Origin of the sequence: Microbacterium nanhaiense, from assembly GCF_014646015.1 — a bacterium.
GTDB lineage: Bacteria > Actinomycetota > Actinomycetes > Actinomycetales > Microbacteriaceae > Microbacterium > Microbacterium nanhaiense.
On sequence record NZ_BMMQ01000001.1, the window covers coordinates 67,725 to 91,095 of the forward strand.

A 23,371-nucleotide genomic window follows, 5' to 3' on the forward strand; every position below is an offset into this window, starting at 1 on the left:
TATCGAACGGTATAGATTTTGTACATCAATCGAAACAGGTATGCAAGTGGTTCGGAGAAGAATTTCGTGAGGAACGCAGAGGCGAGGATCAGCTCGGTCGGCGTGTACGGGATCACCGTCGCGGCGGAGCTGGTCGGCGTGGGGGAGCAGACGCTTCGCCTGTACGAACGCAAGGGGCTTCTCACGCCCAGCCGCACGGCGGGCGGCACGCGGCGCTACAGCGATGACGATCTGGTCATCGTGCGACGGGTGCTCGAGCTGCTCGAGGTGGGCGTGAACCTCGTCGGCATCCGCCATGTGCTCGAGCTCGAGGCGGAGAACCGCGACCTCCGGGCCGAGGTCGACAAGCTCAGCTCGTAGCCCGCGCGGGTGTCAGCCGATCTGCTCGCCGAGCTCGAGCCAGCGCTCCTCGAGGGAATCCGCCTCGTCCTGTAGCTCGCGCAGCGCCGCGTTGAGCTTCTGCAGACCGTCGAAGTCGCCCTGGTCGTGCGTCGCCATCTTCGCGTGGATCTTCTCCACCTCGCCGGTGATCTTCTCCAGCCGCCGCTCGATCGACGCGAGCTCCTTCTCCGCGGCGCGGCGCTCGGATCCCGTGAGGCCCGACGGTGCCGGCGCGGCGTCCTGCTTCGTCGACGCAGCGGCAGGGGATCCCTGGGCGCGCAGCCGCAGGTACTCGTCGACGCCGCCCGGCACGTGGCGGAGCTTCTTGTCGAGGATCGCGTACTGCTGATCGGTGATGCGCTCGAGCAGGTATCGGTCGTGGCTGACGACGATGAGCGTGCCCGGCCACGAGTCGAGGAGGTCCTCCATCGCCGCCAGCATGTCGGAGTCGACGTCGTTCGTGGGCTCGTCGAGCACGATGACGTTGGGCTCGGAGAGCAGCAGGAGCAGGAGCTGTAGGCGGCGCTTCTGGCCGCCGGACAGCTCGTCGACGCGCGCGGAAAGGTGCTCGCGCGCAAAGCCGAGGCGCTCGAGGAGCTGGGCGGGAGTGAGATCCTTGCCGTCGACGTTGAACGTCGTCTTTTCGCGTCCGAGGACCTCGCGCACCTTGTCGGAACCGATCTCCGCGAGCTGCGAGAACTGCTGGTCGAGCATGCCGAGCTTCACGGTCTTGCCGCGCTTGACCACGCCCGTCGTGGGCTCCAGCGTCCCCGCGACGAGCGCGAGCAGGGTCGACTTGCCCGTCCCGTTCGCGCCGAGGATCCCGGTGCGCTCACCGGGGCCGATCCGCCACGTGACGTCCTTCAGGATCTCTCGCCCGCCGAAACTGACTCCGGCATCCAGAACGTCGACGACATCCTTGCCGAGGCGGGCGACGGCCATCTGCTTCAGCTCGATCGGGTTGCGGACCGGCGGCACGTCCTCGATCAGGGCGTTCGCCGCTTCGATGCGGAACTTCGGCTTCGAGGTGCGCGCCGGCGCGCCGCGGCGCAGCCACGCGAGTTCCTTGCGCATCATGTTCTGGCGCTTGGTCTCGGTCGCCGCCGCGATGCGGTCGCGCTCGACGCGCTGCAGAACGTACGCCGCATAGCCGCCCTCGAACGGCTCGACGATCTGGTCGTGCACCTCCCAGGTCTTGTTGCACACCTCGTCGAGGAACCAGCGGTCGTGGGTGATCACGATGAGGCCACCCGAGGCCTTCGACCAGCGCCGGTTGAGGTGCTCGGCCAGCCACGAGATGCCCTCGACGTCGAGGTGGTTGGTGGGCTCGTCGAGGGCGATGAGGTCCCAGTCGCCGATCAGCAGGGCGGCGAGGGCGACGCGGCGGCGCTGGCCGCCGGACAGGTCGCCGATGCGCGCCTCCCACGGCACATCGCTCACGAGCCCGGCGATGACGTCTCGGATCCGGGCGTCGCCCGCCCACTCGTGTTCGTCCATGTCGCCGACGATCTCGCGTGCGACCGTGCTCTCCGGGTCGAGGTCGTCGCCCTGCGCGAGCACGCCGAACCGCACGCCGCCGCGCCTGGTCACACGGCCCGATTGGGGTTCGAGGGTGCCCGTGAGCATGCGGAGCAGGCTCGACTTCCCGTCGCCGTTCTTGCCGACGATGCCGATGCGGTCGCCCTCTTCGATGCCGAGCGTGACGGAGTCGAAGACGATGCGGGTCGGGTATTCGAGGTGCAGGGACTCGGCCCCGAGGAGATGTGCCATATCCGTCCCAGTCTACGGCGCGGCGCGCTCGACCCCGATGCTCAGGTGACGCAGGAGCGTGGCCAGGCGCGAACGTTCCGCCGTGGGCAGCGCGGAGAGCATGTCTGCCTCGGCATCGATCAGGCGCGTGACGGCGGCATCGACGTGGACGCGGCCCAGCTCGGTGAGCGTCACGAGCACGCTCCGCCCGTCCGCCGGATCAGCCTCGCGGCGCACCAACCCGCGCTGCATGAGCTTGTCGATGCGGTTCGTCATCGTGCCGCTCGAGACGAGCGTCTGCTGCAGCAGGATCTTGGGGCTCAGCTGGTACGGCTCACCGGCGCGGCGCAACGCCGAGAGGACGTCCCACTCCCAGGGTTCGATATCGGTGCGCGCGAAGGCCGCGCGGCGCGCCCGGTCGAGGTGGTGCGAGAGCCGATCGACGCGCGACAGCACCGCCATCGGTGAGAAATCGAGATCCGGACGCTCGGCGCTCCACGCCTCGACGATCCGGTCGACATCGTCTCGTTCTGCGGCCATCCTCCGATTATCCCGTGGCTCCGGCGCGATCCGGCGCGCGAGCCATGCCAAAATGGGACGAGCGGCCATCGCGGCCGCGGGTCCGCCATGGTGTAACGGCAGCACGACAGCCTTTGGAGCTGTGAGGACCAGGTTCGAATCCTGGTGGCGGAGCGTGAGTGAGCACAACCTTGCAATAGTGATCCTTGCGGCGGGGCAGGGCACACGGATGAAGTCCGCCACGCCCAAGGTCCTGCACCGCCTCGGCGGTCGCACGCTCCTCGGGCACGTGCTGCGCACCGCCGAGTCGCTCGGGGGAGACCTCGTGCGCGTCGTCGTGCGACACGAGCGCGACCGGATCGTCGAGTCGCTCGCCGACTACCCCGGCGCCGTTCCCGTCGACCAGGACGAGGTCCCCGGCACGGGACGCGCCGTGCAGGTCGCGATCGACGCCCTGCCCGCGGACTTCGACGGCGATGTGCTCGTGCTCTCGGGCGACGTGCCGCTGATCGAGGCCGAGACCTTCCGCGCGATGCTCGACGAGCACCGCGCGCGCGGCGCGCACGCGACCCTGCTCGGCGCGCACCTCGCGGATCCCACCGGCTATGGCCGCGTGATTCGCGATGCGTCCGGCATGGTCGAGCGCATCGTCGAGCAGAAGGACGCGACGCCCGAAGAGGCCGCGACGACCGAGATCAACCCTGGCGTGTACGTCTTCCGCGCGTCGTCGCTCCGCGACGCGCTCGCGCGGGTCGGCACCGACAACGCGCAGGGGGAGATGTATCTCACCGATGTCATCGGCATCCTCCGCCGCGACGGGCGGGCGATCGCCGGCGTCACCGCGCCCGACGCGCGGGCCGCGCTCGGCGTGAACGATCGCGTTCAGCTCTCCGAGGCGGCGCGGATCCTCAACGCCCGCGTCGTACGACGGTGGCAGCGCGAGGGCGTGACGGTGCAGGATCCCGCGACGACGTGGATCGACGACACGGCGACGCTTGCGCCGGACGTCACGATCCTGCCGAACACGCATGTGCTCGGGGCCTCGACGATCGCCGAGGGCGCGACGATCGGCCCCGACACCTCGCTCGTCGACACGGAGGTGGGCGCCGGTGCCACGGTGCGCTGCAGCGATGCCACCCTCGCGGTGATCGGTGCAGGCGTGTCTGTCGGACCGTGGGCCTACCTGCGGGCGGGGACCGAGCTCGCGGAGGGCGCGAAGGCCGGGACCTTCGTCGAGATCAAGAACTCCACGGTCGGCGCGGGCAGCAAGGTGCCGCACCTGTCCTACGTGGGCGACGCCGAGATCGGCGAGGGCGTGAACCTCGGCGCCGGCGCGATCACCGCGAACTACGACGACGTCAACAAGCACCGCACCGTGATCGGTGATCACGTGCACACCGGCTCGCACACCGTCATGATCGCGCCCGTCACCCTCGGTGCGGGCGCGAAGACCGGTGCGGGGGCCGTCGTGCGCAAGGACGTTCCGCCCGGGGCGCTCGCCATGAGCGTCGCCCCTCAGAGGAACCTCCAGGGATGGGTCGAGAACAATAGACCGGGTACGGCGGCCGCGGACGCGGCCATCCAGGCCCGAACCGCACAGGAAGCGACCGATGGCGAGTAAGAGCAAGATGGTAGACCTCGATCTCGATCGGGGCATCGCCCCCGGGATCGAACAGAAGACGCGCAAGCGCATGGTGGTCGTGACCGGTCGGTCACACCCCGAGCTTGCGGCCGACGTGGCGCATCATCTCGGCATCGACCTCGCGCCGACGGAGCACCGCACCTTCGCCTCCGGCGAGATCTACACGCGATTCTCCGTGTCGATGCGCGGAACCGACGTGTTCCTCGTCCAGTCCTTTGGCGAGAACATCAACGAGGATCTCATGGAGATGCTCATCATGCTGGACGCGCTGAAGCGTGCGTCCGCGAAGCGAGTCACGGTCGTCGTGCCGTACTACCCCTACTCGCGCCAGGACAAGAAGGGCCGCGGCCGCGAGCCGATCTCGGCCCGCCTCATCACCGACCTCATCGCCACGGCCGGCGCCGATCGCATCATGAGCGTCGACCTGCATGCGTCGCAGATCCAGGGCTTCTTCAACGGCCCCGTCGACCACCTCTTCGCGAAGCCGGTTCTCGAGAAGCACTTCGTCGACACGCTGACGGCGGAGGAGCGCGAGACGCTCACGGTCGTCTCGCCCGATATGGGCCGCGTGCGTGTGGCCGACACGTGGAGCGACTCGCTCGGCGCGCCCCTGGCGATCATCCACAAGCGCCGCGACCCGAAGGTCGCCAACCAGGTGTCGGTGCACGAGATCGTGGGCTCGGTCGACGGCCGCACGTGTCTCCTCGTCGACGACATGATCGACACCGCCGGAACGATCGTCAAGGCGGCGCAGGCCCTCAAGGAGAACGGCGCGAAGAAGGTCATCGTGGGCGCGACCCATGCCATCTTCAGCGACCCCGCCGTCGAGCGGTTGCAGGATCCCGCCGTCGACCGCGTCGTCGTGACGGACACCGTTCCCGTCCCGGAACACCACCGCTTCCCGAACCTCACGGTGCTGTCCGCCGCCCCGCTGCTCGCCCGCGCGATCCAGGAGGTCTTCGACGACGGATCCGTCACGAGCATGTTCGACGGAGCCGCCTAAGCAACTCACAGCGCGCGCATAGCGGGTGCCATAGCAAGCTCATAGAAACGGGCGCACAATGGTCTCATGACCACTGCTGCGCCCGTTTCTGCCCTCACCCGCCCCGACGGTTCTCCCGTGCGCGTGCTCGTCGTCGACGACGAGCAGATGCTCACCGACCTGCTGTCGATGGCGCTGCGCATGGAGGGGTGGGAGGTGCGCGCCGCGGGCAGCGGCTTCGAGGCGCTCGACGCGGTCAAGGACTTCTCGCCCGACGCGCTCGTGCTCGACATCATGATGCCCGACCTCGACGGCATGAGCGTGCTGCAGCGGCTGCGGCAGCAGGGCAACCTCGTCCCCGTGCTGTTCCTGACGGCGAAGGACGCGGTGGCCGATCGGGTCGCAGGCCTCACGGCAGGCGGCGACGACTACGTCACCAAGCCGTTCAGCCTCGAAGAGGTCGTGGCGCGGCTCCGCGCGCTCATGCGCCGCGCGGGCACGGCCCTCGCGAGCGAACCGGAGCCGATCCTGCGCGTCGGAGACCTGAGCCTCAACGAGGATAGCCACGAGGTCACGCGCGGCGGCGTCGAGATCGAGTTGACGGCGACGGAGTTCGAGCTCCTGCGCTTCCTCATGCGCAATCCTCGCCGCGTGGTGTCGAAGACGCAGATCCTCGACCGCGTGTGGAACTACGACTTCGGCGGGAAGTCGAGCGTCGTCGAGCTGTACATCTCGTACCTGCGGAAGAAGATCGACGCGGGGCGCGAGCCGCTGATCCACACCGTCCGCGGCGTCGGATACATGATCAAGGCCGCGCAGTGAGCCGCCGCCCGCCGCACGAGGCGGGGGCGCATCACGGCTCGCGCATGAGCCTGCAGTCGAGGCTCATGGTGACGGTCTTCACCATCGTCGCCGGGATCCTTCTGGTCGTCTCGCTCGTGACGGGTGTGCTGCTCAGCAATGTGCTCGACGACCAGGTCGACAACCGGGTCGATCAGGCGTTCAAGAATCTCGGCGCCGACTTCGGCATCGGGCTGGTGGACGGCTCCGCTGCGATGCAGTTGCGCGGCGTGCAGGCCTCGCCGGGGATGCTCCTCGTGATCGATAGCCCGTACACCGGCACGACGGGCGCGGTCGTCGGCAGCGATTACGCCCGGCACGCGCTCTCCGAGGTGCAGGTCGAGCGGATCCTCGAGGCGACCGAGGCGGTGTCGGAGGGCGGCCTCACGACGGTGACGCTCCCGGGGCTCGGGAGCTTCCGGGTCGTGGCGCTGCGCAACACGGCATCGGACGAGGCGGCCGGCGCCTTCGGCATGTCGACCGCGACCGAGAGTGCCACGCTGAAGCAGATGGTGTGGGCGATCGGGCTCGCGACCATGGGCGGCATGCTCCTCCTCGGCGTGGCGACCTCCGGCGTGATCCGTCAGGGGCTGCGCCCGCTCCGCGATATCGCCGCGACGGCGGCCCGGGTATCGCAGCAGAAGCTCGACGAGGGCGACGTCTCGATCACGGAGCGCGTTCCGATCGAGCAGGCCGATCCGATGACCGAGGTCGGGCAGGTGGGCGCGTCGTTGAACACGCTCCTCGACCACGTGGAGGATTCGCTTGCCGTCCGCCAGCGCAACGAGGAGGCCATGCAGCGCTTCGTGGCCGACGCGAGCCACGAGCTGCGAACCCCGCTCGCATCGATTCGCGGATACAGCGAGCTGTCGCTGCGGGACACGAGCCTCAGCGAGACGAGCAGGCAGTCGCTCCAGCGCATCGAGGCGCAGTCGCAGCGCATGACGGGCCTCGTCGAGGACCTGCTGCTGCTCGCGCGCCTCGACGAGGGGCATGAGCTCGTGTACGACATGGTCGACGTCAACCAGCTCGTGCTCGACGCGGTCGCCGACCAGGCGATGGCGGGCATGGAATACGACTGGGGTGCCGATGTGGATGAGGACCCCGTCTTCGTCGCCGGCGACAGGGCGCGCCTGACCCAGGTCATCACGAACCTCCTCGCGAACGCGCGCACGCACACGCCCGAGGGTACGGAGGTGACGGCTTCCGTGCGACAGGAGGGGGAGGGATCGTCGACCCGCGCCGTGATCACCGTCCACGACACGGGCCCGGGGATCAGCGAGGAGCTCCAGAAGCGGCTGTTCACGCGCTTCGTCCGCGCGGACGCGTCGCGGGCGCGAAAGACGGGCGGCTCGGGGCTCGGGCTGTCGATCGCCCGTGCGATCGTCGAGGCGCACCACGGAGAGATCCGCGTGGAGAGCAGGCCCGGCGACACGACCTTCACGGTGGTCCTGCCGGCCAAGCCCGCGCACCCCTGAGCGTGCGGGCAAACAACACGGGGCCGGGTGGGAGATCCCACCCGGCCCCGTGCCGTGGATGCCTTAGTGCGTGTCCTCGGCCTCGATCTCGGTGCGGTCGCCCGACCACAGGGTGTGGAAGGTGCCTTCCTTGTCGATGCGCTTGTAGGTGTGCGCGCCGAAGAAGTCGCGCTGGCCCTGAACGAGCGCGGCCGGCAGGCGGTCGGCGCGGAGGCCGTCGTAGTACGCGAGCGACGAGCTGAACGCGGGCGACGGGATCCCTGCCTGCGTTGCGGCGATGACGACGCGTCGCCATGCGGCCTGGCCGCGCGTGAGCGCGTCGGCGAAGTACGGGGCGGTCGCGAGCACGGGCAGCTCGGGCTGCTCGGCGTAGGCGTCGGCGATGCGGTTGAGGAACTGGGCGCGGATGATGCAGCCCGCGCGCCAGATCTTCGACACGGCGCCGAGGTCGATCGTCCAGTTGTACTCGGCGGCGCCGGCGCGGATCTCGTCGAAGCCCTGCGAGTACGCGATGATCTTCGAGGCGAACAGGGCCTGGCGCACGTCTTCGACGAAACCGTCGGCGTCGTCCACCTGGAACTCGGTGCCGGGGCCGGGGAGCACGCGAGCGACCTCGCGCTGCTCGGGGTGCGAGGAGAGCGAACGCGCGAACGTGGCCTCGGCGATGCCCGAGACGGGAACGCCCAGCGAGAGGGCGGTCTGCACCGTCCAGGCGCCCGTGCCCTTCGCGCCGGCCTGGTCGAGGATGACGTCGACGAGCGGCTTGCCCGTCTCGGCGTCGACCTGGCGCAGCACCTCGGCGGTGATCTCGATGAGGTAGCTCTCGAGCTCGCCCGTGTTCCACTCGGCGAAGATGTCGGCGATCTCCGCGGGCGTCCTGCCCGTGCCGCGACGGATCAGGTCGTAGGCCTCGGCGATCAGCTGCATGTCGGCGTACTCGATGCCGTTGTGGACCATCTTGACGAAGTGGCCCGCGCCGTCGTGGCCGATGTGCGTCACGCAGGGCTCGCCGTCATCGGCGACCGCGGCGATCGACTTGAGGATCGGGCCGAGGGTGACCCACGACTCGTCCGAGCCGCCGGGCATGATCGACGGGCCGTTGAGCGCGCCCTCCTCGCCACCGGAGATTCCCGCGCCGACGAAGTTGATGCCCGTCTCGCGGACGGCCTTCTCGCGGCGGATCGTGTCGGGGAAGTACGCGTTTCCGCCGTCGACGATGATGTCGCCCGGTTCGAACACCTTGACGAGCTCGTCGATCACCGCATCGGTCGGGCCGCCGGCCTTGACCATGATGATCGCGGTGCGCGGCTTCGAGAGGCTGGCGGCGAACTCCTCGTAGGAGAACGCGGGCACGAAGCCCGCCTCGGGGTGCGCCTGCACGAGTTCGTCGGTCTTCGTCCGGCTGCGGTTGTAGACCGCCACCGTGTTGCCCTCGCGGCTCGCGAGGTTCCGGGCGAGGTTCGACCCCATGACGGCGAGGCCGACGACCCCGATGTTAGCTGCGGCAGCGTTCACTCACGTCTCCTTAAGAGCGGGAATTTTCAGTTCGTTATCAGGCTACCGCTTACTTGTCGTAAGCCTTGCCTCGTCCGAGAGCGAACATCGCGCCGACGCTCGTGACGGCCGACAGCGCGGCGAGGATTCCGACGACGGTGAGGAGGATGTGAGAGCCGTCCATGTGTCTCCAGACGTGAAAAGGCAGAAAGAAAGCGCGGAAGCGGCCGCGCGGGTCGATTCTACCGGAGCGATCCGTTAGGCTGATGGGGACCTCGGCGAGGGAGGCGCGCGTGCGCCGTCCGTAATCGACGCGGTGAAGCGGGCCGTTCAGCGGTCTCCTCACGCATCGCGTTGACGTCGAGACCCCCTGTTCCATACATTGCGCGGCCGGCCCCGTGTCGCGCTCACCATGAGGAGTGAGAATGAGCGACTCGAACAAGCTCGTCGCCGAGACCCGCACCGAGTTCGGCAAGGGCTTCGCCCGCCGCCTGCGCGCTGCCGGCAAGATCCCCGCCGTCGTCTACGGACACGGCTCCGATGTGAAGCACGTCGCGCTTCCCGCGCACGAGACGGGCCTCATCGTCCGTCACGCGAACTCGATCATCGAGCTCGACATCGACGGAGCCACCGAGCTCGTCTTCGTCAAGGACGTCCAGCGCGAGCCCGTCCGCTCGTACATCGAGCACATCGACCTCGTCGTCGTCAAGCGCGGCGAGAAGATCGAGGTCGAGGTTCCGGTCGTGACCGAGGGCGAGCCCTTCTCGGGCACCTACGTCTCGACGATCGTCGCCACCATTCGCGTGAACGTCGACGCGCTGAACATCCCCGAGAGCATCACCGTGTCGGTCGAGGGCCTCGAGGACGGCGCGCAGATCCACGCCAAGGACGTCGCGCTGCCCGAGGGCTCGGAGCTCGTCGACGACGCCGACCTTCTCCTCCTCACGGTGCACGCGAACGCGGCAGCGGACGAGGACGACGAGGCAGCCGCAGAGGCCGCCGAGTAATCTCACTCGTACAGGTCGAGGGGGTGCGCCTGGCGCACCCCCTCGTTTGTGTCTGGAGGATGACATGGCCGATACCTGGTTGATCATGGGGCTCGGGAACCCGGGGCCGCGATACGAGCGCACCCGCCACAACGTCGGGCAGATGGTCGTGGACGAGCTCGCCTCGAACCGCGGGGAGAGCTGGAAACAGCACAAGGCCGGCGCACGGGTCGTCGAGACGTGGCTGCGCCCCGGCGGCCCGAAGCTGGTGCTCGCGAAGTCGAACGGCTACATGAACACCTCGGGCGGCCCCGCGGCCGCGCTCGCGAAGTTCTACTCCGTGGCGCCCGATCGCGTGATCGTCGTCCACGACGAGCTCGACATCCCTTTCGACGCACTCAAGCTGAAGGTCGGCGGGGGGCACGGCGGGCACAACGGCATCCGTGACATCGCGAAGGCGCTCGACACCCCTCAGTTCGCCCGCGTGCGGGTGGGCATCGGTCGCCCACCGGGCCGGCAGGATCCCGCCGACTGGGTTCTCGGAGAGTTCTCGGCGACCGAGCGCAAGACCTTGCCGATCCTCGTCTCGGATGCGGCCGAGGCCGTGGAACTCATCGTCTCGGACGGCCTGACGGCGGCCCAGCAGAAGGTTCACGCGCCGCGCTGAGCGCGGATCACCCCATGAACGGCACGTTGCCCACGAGGCCCGCGAGCAGCGCGTCCTGGGTGAACCACGCGAGAGCGAGCCACCCGAACAGCGCGAGCACGATCGCGGCGATTCCCCAGGCGCGTCCGCGTCCCATCGCCGTCGCGACGATGCCCTGGACGAGGCCCCACGCGGCGAGTGCCATGTGCACGATCCAGGCGACGACGAGGACGACGAAGGCGCCGACCGCGCGTTCGATGACCTCCCAGAACTGCCCTTCGAGGAGCACCCATCCCTCTTCCTGGAGCCCGAGCGCGAGCTCCGGGATCTCCGTGAGGCGCACGAGCCGGCCGAGCATGAAACCCGCGACCCAGATGCCCACCCCGCCGAGCACGACGGCGGCAGCCGATGCGATGAACGCGACGATGCCGATGCCCGGTCGCGGGGCGACGACGGGCCGGATGGGTTGCGGTGGGGCCGGGTAGCTCACACTCACCACCGTATCCGTAGACTCGTTCTCGTGAGTCTTTCCGGGATCCTACGCGCCCTCGATACGTCCGAGTCGTTCCGGGAGGCGAGCGCGCCGACGTCCAGCGACGTCGATCTCTCCCTCGTCGACGGCCTCGACGCGCCCGCGATCGCGGCCGTCCTGGAGCGCCGCAGGGCGGCCGGGGATCCCGCGGTCGCGCTCGCGATCGCCCCGACGAGCCGCCGCGCGGAGTCGCTCGGTGCGGCGCTGCGCGCGCTCGTGCCCGGCGCCGAGGTGCGCGATCTTCCCGCCTGGGAGACGCTGCCGCACGAGCGGCTCAGCCCGAGCCCGGAGACGGTGGGTCGCCGCCTCGAGACGCTCCGAGCCATCGCGACGTGGGACGGATCCCGTCCGCTCATCGTGACGACGTCGATCCGGGCCGCCATCCAGCCGATGGTGCGCGGTCTCGGCGATGCGGAGCCCGTCTCGTTGCGTGTCGGCGGCAGGGACCTCTGGCTCGAGGAGGTCGTCGAGCGCCTCGTCGAACTCGCCTATCACCGCGTCGACATGGTCTCGCGGCGCGGCGATTTCGCGGTGCGCGGCGGGATTCTTGACGTCTTCCCGCCGACGGCCGCGCACCCGCTCCGCGTGGAGTTCTTCGGCGACGAGGTCGATCAGATCCGCGAGTTCTCGGTCGCCGACCAGCGCTCCGTCCCCGGGGAGATCCGGGAGGTGGAGCTTACCGCGAGCCGCGAGCTCCTGCTGAGCCCGGAGGTGCGCCAGCGCGCCCGCGAGCTCCAGCACGAGTATCCGGGCATCGCGCAGATGCTCGAGAAGATGGCCGAGGGCATCCCCGCCGAGGGTATGGAATCGCTCTCCAACCTCGTGGCGGGCCCGCTCGAGTCGATCGTGGCGTGCCTGCCGGAGGGCGCGGCGGCATTCCTCGTGGATCCGGAGCGCGCCGTGACACGCGCGGCGAGCCTCAAAGAGACGAACGCCGAGTTCCTCGAGGCGGCGTGGAGCGCGGCGACCGCGGGAGGCCAGGCGCCCGTCGACCTCGCCTCCGGTGGCTTCCTCACGCTCGAGGACCTGCACGAGCAGGTGCGCGACGCCGGCGGCGTGTGGCTGAGCCTCAGCCCCTTCAACTCGGGCCTGGCCGAGATCGCGGCGGAGACCGACGACTTCGAGGTCCTCCTGCAGCACGGGCTGACGAAGCGCATCACCGCCGACGCCATCGCCTCCTTCCAGGGCAATGTCGAGGGCGCGATGGATCACGTGGGCGCGCTCGTCGCCGATCGGTGGGCAGTTGTCCTCGCCGCCCCCGGCGCGGGCCTCGTCGACCGCGCCCGTGATGTGCTCTCCGATCGCGGTATCGCAGCGCGCATCGTCGAGGACCTGGCGGAGCCGCCCGAGCCGGGCGTCGTGAGCCTCGTCCGCGCCGAGGTCGAGAGCGGCTTCGCCTCCTCGGAGGCGAAGCTCGCCGTGCTCACGGAGGCAGAGTTCTACGGGCGCACGGTGACGAGCGGCGCGCAGGGCCCGAAGCGGCTCGCCTCCCGCCGCCGCAACGTCGTGGATCCGCTGCAGCTGAAGCCCGGCGATCCCGTGGTGCATGCCACGCACGGCATCGGGCGCTTCGTCGAGATGCAGAAGCGCGAGATCGCGACGGGTGGCGTCAAGTCGACCCGCGACTACGTCGTGCTCGAGTACGCGCCGAGCAAGCGCGGGCGCCCCGGCGACAAGCTCCTCGTGCCCACGGATCAGCTCGACCTACTCTCGAAGTACGTCGGCGGCGAGAACCCCCAGCTGTCGAAGATGGGCGGGTCTGACTGGGCGCAGGCCAAGAGCAAGGCGCGCAAGGCGGTGCGCGACATCGCCGTCGAGCTCGTGAAGCTGTACTCCGCGCGGATGGCGTCCAGGGGCCACGCCTTCGGTCCGGACACGCCGTGGCAGCGCGAGCTGGAGGAGGCGTTCCCCTTCGCCGAGACTGCCGACCAGCTGCAAACCATCGACGAGATCAAGCGCGACATGGAGCGAGACATCCCCATGGACCGCCTCCTCTCGGGCGACGTGGGCTTCGGCAAGACCGAGGTCGCGGTGCGGGCGGCGTTCAAGGCAATTCAGGACGGCAAGCAGGTCGCCATGCTCGTGCCGACGACCCTGCTCGTCAAGCAGCACCTCGAGACCTTCACCGATCGCTTCGCGGGCTTCCCCGTGAACGTGCGGGCGCTCAGTCGCTTCCAGTCCGACAAGCACGCGCGCGACACGATCCAGGGTCTCGCCGACGGCACGGTCGACATGGTGATCGGAACCCACCGGATCCTCACCCAGGGCGTCGTGTTCAAGGACCTGGGGCTCATGATCATCGACGAGGAGCAGCGCTTCGGTGTCGAGCACAAGGACGCGCTGAAGAAGTTGAAGACGAACGTCGACATCCTCGCGATGAGCGCGACGCCCATCCCGCGCACGCTCGAGATGGCGGTCACGGGGATCCGCGAGATGTCGACGCTCGCGACCCCGCCAGAGGAACGCCACCCGATCCTGTCGTACGTGGGGCCGTCGAACGACAAGCAAATCTCGGCCGCGATCCGCCGCGAGCTGCTGCGCGAGGGCCAGGTGTTCTTCGTACACAACCGCGTCACCACCATCCAGAAGGTCGCCTCGCACCTCGCGGAGCTCGTCCCCGAGGCGCGCATCGCCGTCGCGCACGGAAAGATGAGCGAGAACCAACTCGAGCAGGTTGTCGACGACTTCTGGGAGCGCAAGTACGACGTTCTCGTCTGTACGACGATCATCGAGACCGGCATCGACATCGCCAACGCGAACACGATCATCATCGACCGGGCCGACAAGTACGGCCTCGCCCAACTGCACCAGCTCCGCGGCCGCGTCGGTCGCGGGCGCGAGCGCGCCTACGCCTACTTCGTCTACGACGAGGGCAAGCCGCTGTCGGAGACGGCGGCCGATCGTCTCGAGACGATCGCCGTGCACAACGATCTCGGATCCGGCATCCAGGTCGCGATGAAGGACCTCGAGATCCGCGGCGCCGGCAACCTGCTGGGCGCGGAACAGGCCGGGCACATCGAGGGCGTCGGCTTCGACCTGTACCTGCGCATGATCGGTGAGGCCGTGAGCGAGTTCCGCGGCGAGGCGACCGACGGGCCCGTCGAACTTCGGCTTGAGCTCCCGGTCGAGGCGCGGATCCCCGACGACTACATCGACAGCGAGAGACTGCGGCTCGAGGCCTACCAGAAGCTGTCGGCCGCGGCGACGGCCTCGGCCGCCGACGACGCCATCGACCTCGTCATCGACGAGCTCACCGACCGCTATGGCGAGCCGCCCGCCGAGGTCGCGGGGCTCGTGGAGGTCGCGCGCCTGCGCCGCCGCGCCGCGCAATCGCAGCTCGCCGACGTCGTCGCGATGGGCAAGAACCTCCGCGTGGCCCCCGCGCATCTCGCCGATTCGATGCAGGTACGGCTCAAGCGGCTGTACCCGGGGGCGAAGATTCTCGCGAACGGTGACGCCCTCGTCGTGCCGATGCCAACCGCCGACGGCATCGACATCGTCGCGTGGGTGCGCCAGCTGCTCGATGCGCTGTTCCCCCTGCCCAAGGTAGAGTCGTAGGTGGTGTGCCGGGAAGTCTGGTCGGCGACGCGGATCCGCTGATTCGCGTCAGAGTGCAACCTGGAACGGACACATGAAGCTGCTTCGCTCAGAACGATTTCCCGCCTTTCTCCTCCTCGGTGCCGCCGCGCTGGGCCTCATCCTCGCGAATATGCCGTTCGGCGAATCGGTGATCCACTGGAGCCACACCGAGATCGGGGTGCCCGGTCTCGAGCTGTCGCTCTCGCACTGGGTCGCCGACTTCCTGCTCGCGATCTTCTTCTTCGGCGTCGCCGTCGAACTGCAGTTCGAGATGACGCGCGGTCAGCTCAACAGCCTGAGCAAGGCCGTGCGCCCCGCGATCGCGGCGGCCGGCGGCGTGATCGTGCCGATCATCGTGTTCCTGCTCATCGCGGGGCGCGGCGACACCGCCTCCGGCTGGCCGATCCCGACCGCGACCGACATCGCGTTCGCCCTCGGCGTGCTCGCGATGTTCGGGAAGGGGCTGCCGAAGGGCGTGCGCGTGTTCCTGCTCGCGCTCGCGATCATCGACGACATCGTCGGCATCGTCTTCATCGCGGTGCTTTTCGCGACCGACCTCGATTTCGGCATGATGCTCGCGGGCCTCGCCTGCGTCGTCGCCTTCGCGATCCTCAGCCGCTTCCGCGCCCGCGCGAACACGGCGCTCGTCGTGTCGCTCATGATCGTGGCCGCGCTCGCGGCGTGGGTCTTCATCTTCCAGTCCGGCATTCACGCGACGATCGCGGGCGTGATGCTAGGTCTCGTCATCCGCCAGGACGAGGGCATGCGGGCCCGCCACGCGCTCGAGCCGTGGATCAACGGCCTGATCCTGCCGATCTTCGCCTTCTTCTCGGCGCTCGTCATGATCCCGCAGGTCGCGCTCGACGAGATCTCGCCCGCCCTGTGGGGCATCCTCGTCGCCCTACCCGCGGGCAAGCTGATCGGCATCAGCCTGTTCGGCTGGCTCGCGCAGTTCGTCGGCAAGGGCGATCGCCTGCCCTTCGCCGACATCATCCCGGCCGCCGCGCTCGGCGGCATCGGCTTCACCGTGTCGCTCCTGCTGTCGCGCCTGGCGTACGCCGACCACGTCGTCGCCGACGAGGCGGTGCTCGGCGTGCTGCTCGGCTCGCTGATCTCGCTGATCCTCTCGGCGATCCTCGTCCCGCTCCGCGCACGGCATCACCGCAGGCTCGCGGCGTAATTCCTCACTTCCCCCTGTGCGTCAATTCTCCGCGCGGTCATCTGCTGTTCGCAGATGACCGCGCAGAGAATTGCAGAGTTGCTGGCAGAGTGGAGTCATGAGCGAGACTTACGACGGGCTGCGCCGCGCGGCCGAGGTGGCCGAGCAGGTGCACGCCGAGTGCGTGTGGTCGAAGGCCCTCACCCACCGGCAGCTCGCGCCATACCTCACGGAGGAATCCGCCGAGGTGATCGAGGCGATCGAATCCGGATCCTCCGCGGAACTGCGTGAGGAGCTCGGCGACGTGCTCTGGCAGGTGCTGCTCAACGCCGCCGTCGCAGACGACTTCACGATCGATGACGTGGCGGGCGACCTCGCCGCCAAGATGATCCACCGGCACCCGCACGTGTTCGCGGGCGAGACGGCCGACACGCCGGAACGCGTGATCGAGCTGTGGAACGCCGCGAAGGCGCAGGAGAAGCGCTCGCGCACCTCCGTGCTCGACGGCGTGCCGGCGGGCATGCCCGCCCTGGCGATGGCGCAGAAGGTGCTCGGCAAGGGCGAGCAGGTGGGCGTCGGACTGAGCTATGTGGAGGAGATCCGCGCCGTCGAGGTCATCGAGGCCGAAGACGACGAGGAGCTCCTGCCCGCCTCGGAAGAGGAGCTGGGGGAGACCCTCCTCGGCCTCGTCGCGCTGGCGCGCGCCCGCGGCTGGGACGCCGAGCGGGCCCTCCGCGGCCGGATCCGCGCCCTCGCGGACGAGATTCGCGACGCCGAGTAGCCCGCTCGCCCTCCCCACGAGAAAGACGACGATGGCGACGCCCGCTTCGACGCACGAGAACACACCCGGATCCGCCACGACCTCGGCGCGCGAACGGCTGCGTTCCTTCGGGCGCGCGCCGCGCATCGTCGGGCTGGACATCGCACGCGGCCTCGCCGTGCTCGGCATGGCCGCGGCCCACACCGTTTCGCTCCCCGGGGAGATCCGTTGGTCGGATCCGGCGACGTGGGTGGAAATCGTCGCCGGCCGCTCGTCGATCCTGTTCGCGGTCCTCGCCGGCGTCTCGATCGCGCTGATGACCGGTCGGAGCCGGATCCCGTCCGGGCACGAGCTCGCGACGCACCGGCTCCGGCTCGTCGCGCGCGGGCTGGTGATCTTTGCGATCGGGCTCGTGCTGGAGCTGCTCGGGACGAACATCGCGGTGATCCTCACCTTCTACGGCGCCCTCTACGCGATCGGGATCCTGTTCATCGGGATGCGCGCATACGCCCTCGTCGTCTGGTCCGCGGTGCTGGCCGTCGTCGGGCCCGCGCTCGCCGCGGCCCTCTTCGCGCTTTCGCCATCGTCCTCCGGCGCGGGGATCTCGTTTGTCCTGGGCGGCGCGTACTCGATCGTCGCGTGGACGGCGCTGATGCTCGCGGGCCTCGCCCTCGGCCGCCTCGACGTCACGCGGACAAAGGTCGCGGCCCTCGCCCTCGTCGCCGGCATCGTGCTGAGCGGCGTCGGCTACACCGCGGGGAGCGTATGGGAGGCGGGCAACGCATCGGCGGCGTCCTCGGCAACCGTCCTCACCGCGTTTTTCTCGAGCGGCCCGCACACGGGCAGCACCATGGAGATCCTGGGATCCGGGGGACTCGCGATCGCGCTGATCGCGCTCCTCGTCCTGACCGGGGAGCGCCTCCGCTACGCGCTCCTGCCGCTCGCCGCGGTGGGATCCATGCCGCTATCCGCATACACGGCGCATGTCGTCGCGATCTGGATCATCGGGCCCGGCGGCTGGTGGCTGTATCCGTCGCTCGCGCTGGGACTTCTCGTGCTCTGCTCGGCGTGGGCGATCCTCGCCGGTCGCGGGCCCCTGGAGCGCCTCACCGCCCGGGTCGCGGTGCGCCTCGCGACGCCGGAGCAGCGCGCCCCGACGGCGTAGGCTCGGCGCATGGCCCGAGCACCCCAGCGTCCCGTCCCGCCGCGCATCGGCGCACCCGAGCTCCCTCCGCGTCTCGACGACGCAGAGCCGTCGCGCGGCGCCGACCTACTGCAGGCGCGGTTGCCGCAGCTCGCGGGAGACGTCGAACTGTCCTACGCGAGCCTGGAGGAGGTGCGGATCCCGAGCGCGGATGCCGCCTCCTTCTCGCTCCGCGGCGCGACCCTCGTCGATGTCGATATCGACGACCTCCGCGCCGTCGAGCTCGTCGCCCGCGACGCCTCGCTCCGCCGAGTGCGCATCTCCGGCGGCAGGATCGGCACCCTCGACCTCGCCGACGCCCGACTCGCCGAGGTGGAGCTGCGGGGACTGCGCATCGACTACCTGCGCCTCGCCGCGGCCGAGCTCGAGGACGTCCTGATCGCCGATTGCACGATCGGCACGATCGACCTCCCGCGCGCCCGCGCGGCGCGGGTCGCGTTCGAATCGTCGCGGGCCGAGGAAGTGGATCCGCGCGGGCTGCGCTCGACCGACGTCGACCTCCGGGGGCTCGACGTCCTCTCGTACCTGGATCCGCTCGCGCTGCGGGGTGCGACCCTCACCGAGGAGCAGGTACGCGAACTGGCGCCCGCGTTCGCGCTCGCCGCGGGCATCGATGTGCGTTAGGGGATAATGGATCCCCTATGGCAACCGTGAACCCGCCGCGCGGCATGCGCGACTTCCTCCCCGCTGACAAGGCCCGTCGCGAGCGCGTGCTCGCCGTCATCCGCGAGCGCTACCGCGCCCACGGCTTCGACGAGATTGAGACGCCCGTCATGGAGGAGTACGACCGGCTCCATGCCGGCATCGGCGGGGACAACGAGAAGCTCGCTTTCAACATCATGAAGCGCGGCATCACCGCGGAGACCCTCGCCTCCACGGAGGACCCCTCGGAGCTTGCCGACCTCGGCCTGCGCTACGACCTGACGGTTCCGCTCTCGCGCTTCTACGCCTCGCACCGGTCGGAGCTGCCGACGGTGTTCCGGGCCGTGCAGATCGCGCCCGTGTGGCGGGCCGAGCGCCCGCAGAAGGGCCGGTACCGCCAGTTCGTGCAGTGCGACATCGACATCATGGGCGATGCGACGAGCCGCGCCGAGGCGGAACTCATCTCCGCCACGCTCGACGCGCTCGACGCCCTGGGGCTCGTGGGAGCCCAGGTGCGCATCAACGACCGCCGCGCGCTCGACGCGACGCTCGACGCCTTCGGCTTCCCGGTTGCCGAGCGCCCCGGCGTGCTCATCACGATCGACAAGCTCGACAAGATCGGCCCCTCGGGCGTCGCCGCCGAGCTCCGCGAGCGCGGGGCCGCCGCATCGTCCGTCGACGCGTTCGAGGCGTTCCTGGCGGGGCTGTCGGAGCCCGCCGGATCCTTCGGGGCGGAGCAGATCCGCGGCCTGCTGCCGGTGGGGATCCCCGAAGAGATCGTCGAGCACCTCGTCGGCATCGGCGAGGCGGTGTCGGCCGCCCGCGGTAACGCGCCGCTCGTGTTCGACCCCTTCCTCGTGCGCGGCATGGGCTACTACACCGGCACGATCTTCGAGATCGCGCACCCCGACGTGTCGTACTCGCTCGGCGGCGGCGGACGCTACGACGGAATGGTCGGCCGCTTCCTCGGCCAGGACGTCCCGGCCGTCGGCTTCTCGATCGGCTTCGAACGCATCGTCGACCTCGTCGCGCTCGCCGATGCCGAGGGATCCCGCTCGATCGTGCTCGTGCACGACAAAGACGTGCCCATGGCCGAGCTGCTTGCCCACAAGGCGCGGCTCGTCGCCGAGGGCGCGCGCGTGCGTCTCGAGCGCCGCCCGCGCAACCTCAAGAGCGTGCTCGAGCGCGCCGAGGCGGACGGGTACACGTCGTTCGCGTCGGTTGCGGCGGGACAGCGCGAGATCGAGCCGAAGCCGCTCGGCTGAGTGTGGCCCCGGATCCACGCCTCGCCGATTCGTCGTCGGCCCCGGCGGAGGAGCCGCCGGGGCGTGGGCAACGGCCTACTGCCGGAGCGCGCGTTCGGCGGCGAGCTGAGCGCCGAGCATCCGCTCGGCGGCCGGTGCGTCGTCCGTCGCGAGCAGGAAATCGACGCCACTGGTGCGGCGGATCCGCAACCCCTCGCCCGCGCGGACCGCGACGCCCTCCTGCGGTGGGCCGATGCGCGCGTTCCAGCCGAGACGGCCGATATCGGTCAGGGGCTCGATTCTCGTAAGCTCGACCGACTCGATCTCGCGCAGCGGAATGGTCAGGCGCGGTACCCCGAGCGGCGCCCGCACGCTGACGCCGCGCGCGTCGATCCGCGCGATCGTGATGAGCTGAGCCGACGAGAACGCCGTGACGAGGAGCGGCCCGCTGATCACCCACCACGCCATGCCGAGGGCCGCGAGCACCACGGCGGACGCCCCGAGGAGCGCGCACATCGCGACGACGATCGTCGCCTGCGGGGCGAGACGATCGGCCGCCGTCGCGCCTGACCACTGCCGCGGATCCCGCCGCCGGCGTCCCTCCGGAAACGGCGGGAGGTGCGTGGCCGCGGCGACCGCGACCGCCATGGCCGAGAACAGCGATGCAAGGAAGGCCTGTCCCAGATTCAGGCGCGTCGTCCAGACCTGGGCGACGACGATGACCGTGAACATCGGTGGACCGAGCATCAGGATCATCCAGCTCAGCCCCGCGAAGATCCGGTGATGCCGATGCGCCGCCGCGGCGACGCCCGCCGAATACAGCGACGCGGTCATGACGGTGCCGATGACGACCGTCGACACGAGCGCCTCCCAGGCGGGACGCCAGCTCACCGGCTCGCCCGCGAGCGACCATTGGCTCACGATCGGATCCGGAAGCAGGGGCAGCGCGGCGGCCTGCAGCAGCCCACAGAGCGCGATGAAGGCGAGGGGCAGCCACAGCGCGACCGATCGGAATATCTTCTGCGGCGTCATCCCCGCGAACGCTAGCCGACGGAGCGGGCGCCGTGCAAGGCGAACGGTAGATGAACGCGGGCGCGGCGCGCCGGACGCGAATGCCGCCTCCGGCTACGCTCGCGAAGCATGACGACTGGACTGGCCCGCCGGCTCGGGCTCGCCGACGCGATCGCCATCGGGCTCGGATCCATGATCGGCGCGGGAGCCTTCGCCGTCTGGCGCCCGGCGATCGACGCCGCGGGCCCGTGGATCCTCGTCGCGCTCGCGCTCGCCGCGGTCGTCGCGTTCTGCAACGCGACCTCGTCCGCGCAGCTCGCGGCGGTGCACCCGGTCGCCGGCGGATCCTATGCCTACGGAAACGCCGAACTCGGCGCGTGGTGGGGGTACCTCGCGGGCTGGTGTTTCCTCATCGGAAAGCTCGCGAGCTGCGCGGCCATGGCGATGACCTTCGCGACCTACGCCGCGCCCGGATACGAGCGGCCGGTCGCCGTCGCCGCGATCGTGGCGCTGACCATCGTGAACCTGCTCGGCGTCACCCGCACGGCGCTCGCGACAAAGATTCTCGTCGTCGTCGTGCTCGTCTCTCTCGTCGTCGTCGCGGCGGCGGGAATCGCGGCGCCCGTCGCGGATGAGCCCGTCGAGGGTGAAGGCTGGTACGGCGTGCTGCAGGCCGCCGGGCTGCTGTTCTTCGCCTTCGCCGGCTACGCGCGGATCGCGACGATGGGGGAGGAGGTCCGCGATCCCGCCCGGACGATACCCCGCGCGATCCTCGGCGCCTTCGCCGGCGCTCTCCTCGTCTACATCGTGCTCGCGGTCGTGAGCTACCGCGCGATCGGCGGTGACGGATCCGCCGCGCCGCTCGCCGACATCGTCTCCGCGGCGGGGTGGAGCTGGGGCGGGCCGATCGTCCGGGTCGGGGCGGCCTGCGCCGCCCTCGGCGCGCTGCTTGCGCTCGTGGCGGGCATCGGCCGCACGAGCCTCGCGATGGCGCGCGGGGGAGACCTGCCCGAGGTCTTCTCACGGATCCATCCGAAGACGCAGGTGCCGTACCTCGCCGAGATCGCGGTCGCTCTCGTCGTGATCGGCGTCGTGATGGTAGCCGACCTGCGCGGGGCGATCGGCTTCAGCTCCTTCGGCGTGCTGCTCTACTACCTCGTCGCGAACCTCTCGGCATACCGGCAGGGGCCGGCGGTGCGCCGATACCCGCGCTGGCTTCAGGTGCTCGGATCCGTCGGTTGCGTCGCGCTCGCCGCGATGCTCCCATGGCAGTCGGTCGCCGCGGGCCTCGCGCTCGTGGCGCTGGGCGTCGCGATCCGCGCCGCGCGCCTGATCCTAGAGCGCCGCACCGTCTGACCCCTCATCCGATTCGCTGCACCTCATCCGATTCGCCGCCCCTCATCCGATTCGCCGCCCCTCATCCGATTCCCCACACCTCATCAAGTCTCCGACGAATCATCCGTCGACGCGGGATGATTCGTCGGAGACTGGATGAGCGGTCGGGAAGTGGATGAGTCATCATCGGCCGAGGAGCGCGGCGAGCGTGCGCAGAGGCGGGTTGTTTCGCTGACGCACGCGTGGCACGCCCGCCTCGAGCAGGATCCGTTCGAGCCTGCTCGGGTCGCGACAGTCCGCCCAGCCCCAACGGGCGAAGCCATCCGCGACCCGGCGGAGCGCGTCCTCCCGGCGCTTCTCCGCGATGAGGGCGGTTCCCGCACCTCCCGGATGCAGCTGATACTTGGAGTCGCCGTCGGCCTCGCCGATGACGTTCGCGCCGGGCCAGTACGCGTCGACCCGTGAGACGCCGAGGCCCCCCGAGGTCGAACTCTTGCTGCAGTACGGGCGGCGCGAAGCCGAGCCACTCGATCTCGGCGACGCTCAGGGATTCGAGGACCGATTCGGGGATCCCCGTCGCGCGTTCGATCGCCCACGCCGCGTTGGCTGCGCCTCGATCGCTCGAGCGGGTCTCGTTGAGCGCGGCGAGCTCGCCGGACGTCACGCCACAGCCGCGGATCGCCTGGTCGGACACGGCGAGGCCGACGGCCGCATGACGTGCGCGGGCGATGCTCACGGCGGTGTCCGCGACCGTGGTCACGGACAGGCCGTCGATCATCACGGTGGAGATCTCATCGACAACGAAATGGCCCTGGACGATGCCTCGCTTCCGTGCGGCTCCGCGGTGCCCGACAAGCACGTGCACGAACCCCGGCGTGCCGACGAACGGCATGCCGAGAAGCGCTGCCGCCGATTCGAGCGCGAAGATCGCGCCCGGGTGTTGCCGGTCGACCGCATGGACCTTGGCGAGGTATCGATCCCATGCGCGTAGCGAACGCCAGTCCTGAGCCTCGACGTAAACACCGGGAACGAGACGGACGGTGTCGTGCGACCTCACGTATCGATCGAACGAGGGCCCGAATTCTTGGCGCACGAGCAGCTCGATCGGACAGGGCCTGATCGGCGGGCGGCGAGGCGCGAGCGTGTTCATGCATCGAGGGTGCCTCAGGCCGTGGGCGCGTGTCCTCG

Annotated in this window: 21 protein-coding genes and 1 tRNA gene; 17 read left to right on the plus strand and 5 right to left on the minus strand. The window is 69.8% G+C overall.

Annotated elements, in window-relative coordinates:
* Positions 1-66 precede the first annotated feature (66 nt).
* Positions 67-360, plus strand: a complete 294-nt coding sequence (locus IEX05_RS00290; RefSeq protein ID WP_188699341.1) for a MerR family transcriptional regulator — start codon at positions 67-69, stop codon at positions 358-360.
* Between the two features lie 12 nt (positions 361-372).
* On the opposite strand, the gene IEX05_RS00295 is transcribed toward IEX05_RS00290, so the two are convergent.
* Both IEX05_RS00295 and IEX05_RS00300 read right to left on the minus strand, forming a co-directional pair.
* A complete protein-coding gene (locus tag IEX05_RS00295) occupies positions 373-2,151 on the minus strand; it encodes an ABC-F family ATP-binding cassette domain-containing protein (protein WP_188699342.1) in 1,779 nt (592 codons plus the stop codon).
* Between the two features lie 12 nt (positions 2,152-2,163).
* A complete protein-coding gene (locus tag IEX05_RS00300) occupies positions 2,164-2,670 on the minus strand; it encodes a MarR family winged helix-turn-helix transcriptional regulator (protein WP_188699343.1) in 507 nt (168 codons plus the stop codon).
* Between the two features lie 81 nt (positions 2,671-2,751).
* Between IEX05_RS00300 and IEX05_RS00305 the strand changes: the two genes are divergently transcribed.
* From IEX05_RS00305 to IEX05_RS00325, 5 genes are all read left to right on the plus strand, one after another.
* Positions 2,752-2,823 (plus strand) — tRNA-Gln (locus IEX05_RS00305).
* Between the two features lies 1 nt (position 2,824).
* Positions 2,825-4,270 carry a bifunctional UDP-N-acetylglucosamine diphosphorylase/glucosamine-1-phosphate N-acetyltransferase GlmU gene (glmU, locus tag IEX05_RS00310; protein WP_188699344.1) on the plus strand — a complete coding sequence of 482 codons (1,446 nt, stop codon included), beginning with the start codon at positions 2,825-2,827 and terminating at the stop codon, positions 4,268-4,270.
* Positions 4,260-5,294 carry a ribose-phosphate diphosphokinase gene (locus IEX05_RS00315; protein WP_188699345.1) on the plus strand — a complete coding sequence of 345 codons (1,035 nt, stop codon included), beginning with the start codon at positions 4,260-4,262 and terminating at the stop codon, positions 5,292-5,294. The genes glmU and IEX05_RS00315 overlap by 11 nt, the downstream gene beginning before the upstream one ends.
* Before the next feature lie 66 nt (positions 5,295-5,360).
* Positions 5,361-6,095, plus strand: a complete 735-nt coding sequence (locus IEX05_RS00320; protein ID WP_188699346.1) for a response regulator transcription factor — start codon at positions 5,361-5,363, stop codon at positions 6,093-6,095.
* Positions 6,092-7,591: a sensor histidine kinase gene (locus tag IEX05_RS00325; protein ID WP_308423387.1), complete on the plus strand. Its 1,500-nt coding sequence runs from the start codon at positions 6,092-6,094 to the stop codon at positions 7,589-7,591. The genes IEX05_RS00320 and IEX05_RS00325 overlap by 4 nt, the downstream gene beginning before the upstream one ends.
* A 63-nt stretch (positions 7,592-7,654) precedes the next feature.
* On the opposite strand, the gene gnd is transcribed toward IEX05_RS00325, so the two are convergent.
* Positions 7,655-9,106 (minus strand): NADP-dependent phosphogluconate dehydrogenase, encoded by a 1,452-nt coding sequence (gene gnd / locus IEX05_RS00330; protein WP_188699347.1) that lies wholly within the window; start codon positions 9,104-9,106, stop codon positions 7,655-7,657.
* Between the two features lie 404 nt (positions 9,107-9,510).
* Here gnd and IEX05_RS00335 point away from each other — a divergent pair, with 404 nt between their 5' ends.
* Together IEX05_RS00335 and pth are read left to right on the plus strand one after the other, a co-directional pair.
* The gene (locus tag IEX05_RS00335) at positions 9,511-10,092 is read left to right on the plus strand and encodes a 50S ribosomal protein L25/general stress protein Ctc (protein WP_188699348.1); all 582 of its coding nucleotides are present in this window, start codon (positions 9,511-9,513) and stop codon (positions 10,090-10,092) included.
* Positions 10,093-10,156: 64 nt separating this feature from the next.
* Complete coding sequence (pth, locus tag IEX05_RS00340) at positions 10,157-10,738, plus strand: aminoacyl-tRNA hydrolase (protein WP_188699349.1); 582 nt, start codon at positions 10,157-10,159, stop codon at positions 10,736-10,738.
* A 7-nt stretch (positions 10,739-10,745) separates the two neighbouring features.
* On the opposite strand, the gene IEX05_RS00345 is transcribed toward pth, so the two are convergent.
* Complete coding sequence (locus tag IEX05_RS00345) at positions 10,746-11,207, minus strand: hypothetical protein (protein ID WP_188699350.1); 462 nt, start codon at positions 11,205-11,207, stop codon at positions 10,746-10,748.
* A gap of 30 nt (positions 11,208-11,237) precedes the next feature.
* On the opposite strand from IEX05_RS00345, the gene mfd reads away from it, so the two are divergent.
* The 6 genes from mfd (at position 11,238) to hisS (ending at position 19,858) form a co-directional block, all read left to right on the plus strand.
* A complete protein-coding gene (gene mfd / locus IEX05_RS00350; RefSeq protein WP_188699351.1) occupies positions 11,238-14,807 on the plus strand; it encodes a transcription-repair coupling factor in 3,570 nt (1,189 codons plus the stop codon).
* A gap of 73 nt (positions 14,808-14,880) precedes the next feature.
* On the plus strand, positions 14,881-16,008 hold the full coding sequence (locus IEX05_RS00355) for a Na+/H+ antiporter NhaA (protein ID WP_188699352.1): 1,128 nt from the start codon (positions 14,881-14,883) through the stop codon (positions 16,006-16,008).
* Positions 16,009-16,105: 97 nt separating this feature from the next.
* Complete coding sequence (locus IEX05_RS00360) at positions 16,106-16,768, plus strand: nucleoside triphosphate pyrophosphohydrolase (RefSeq protein WP_188699353.1); 663 nt, start codon at positions 16,106-16,108, stop codon at positions 16,766-16,768.
* A 31-nt stretch (positions 16,769-16,799) separates the two neighbouring features.
* On the plus strand, positions 16,800-17,912 hold the full coding sequence (locus IEX05_RS00365) for a heparan-alpha-glucosaminide N-acetyltransferase domain-containing protein (RefSeq protein WP_188699354.1): 1,113 nt from the start codon (positions 16,800-16,802) through the stop codon (positions 17,910-17,912).
* A gap of 9 nt (positions 17,913-17,921) precedes the next feature.
* Positions 17,922-18,575, plus strand: a complete 654-nt coding sequence (locus tag IEX05_RS00370) for a pentapeptide repeat-containing protein (protein WP_188699355.1) — start codon at positions 17,922-17,924, stop codon at positions 18,573-18,575.
* Positions 18,576-18,592: 17 nt separating this feature from the next.
* On the plus strand, positions 18,593-19,858 hold the full coding sequence (hisS, locus tag IEX05_RS00375; protein ID WP_188699356.1) for a histidine--tRNA ligase: 1,266 nt from the start codon (positions 18,593-18,595) through the stop codon (positions 19,856-19,858).
* A gap of 75 nt (positions 19,859-19,933) precedes the next feature.
* Here the strand turns inward: hisS and IEX05_RS00380 are convergent, their stop codons facing one another.
* On the minus strand, positions 19,934-20,869 hold the full coding sequence (locus IEX05_RS00380; RefSeq protein ID WP_188699357.1) for a hypothetical protein: 936 nt from the start codon (positions 20,867-20,869) through the stop codon (positions 19,934-19,936).
* A gap of 108 nt (positions 20,870-20,977) precedes the next feature.
* On the opposite strand from IEX05_RS00380, the gene IEX05_RS00385 reads away from it, so the two are divergent.
* The 3 genes from IEX05_RS00385 (at position 20,978) to IEX05_RS00395 (ending at position 23,174) form a co-directional block, all read left to right on the plus strand.
* Complete coding sequence (locus tag IEX05_RS00385; protein ID WP_188699358.1) at positions 20,978-22,204, plus strand: APC family permease; 1,227 nt, start codon at positions 20,978-20,980, stop codon at positions 22,202-22,204.
* 135 nt (positions 22,205-22,339) lie between these two features.
* Positions 22,340-22,648 carry a hypothetical protein gene (locus tag IEX05_RS00390; protein ID WP_188699359.1) on the plus strand — a complete coding sequence of 103 codons (309 nt, stop codon included), beginning with the start codon at positions 22,340-22,342 and terminating at the stop codon, positions 22,646-22,648.
* On the plus strand, positions 22,611-23,174 hold the full coding sequence (locus IEX05_RS00395) for a hypothetical protein (RefSeq protein ID WP_188699360.1): 564 nt from the start codon (positions 22,611-22,613) through the stop codon (positions 23,172-23,174). The genes IEX05_RS00390 and IEX05_RS00395 overlap by 38 nt, the downstream gene beginning before the upstream one ends.
* The last annotated feature ends 197 nt before the right edge of the window (positions 23,175-23,371 follow it).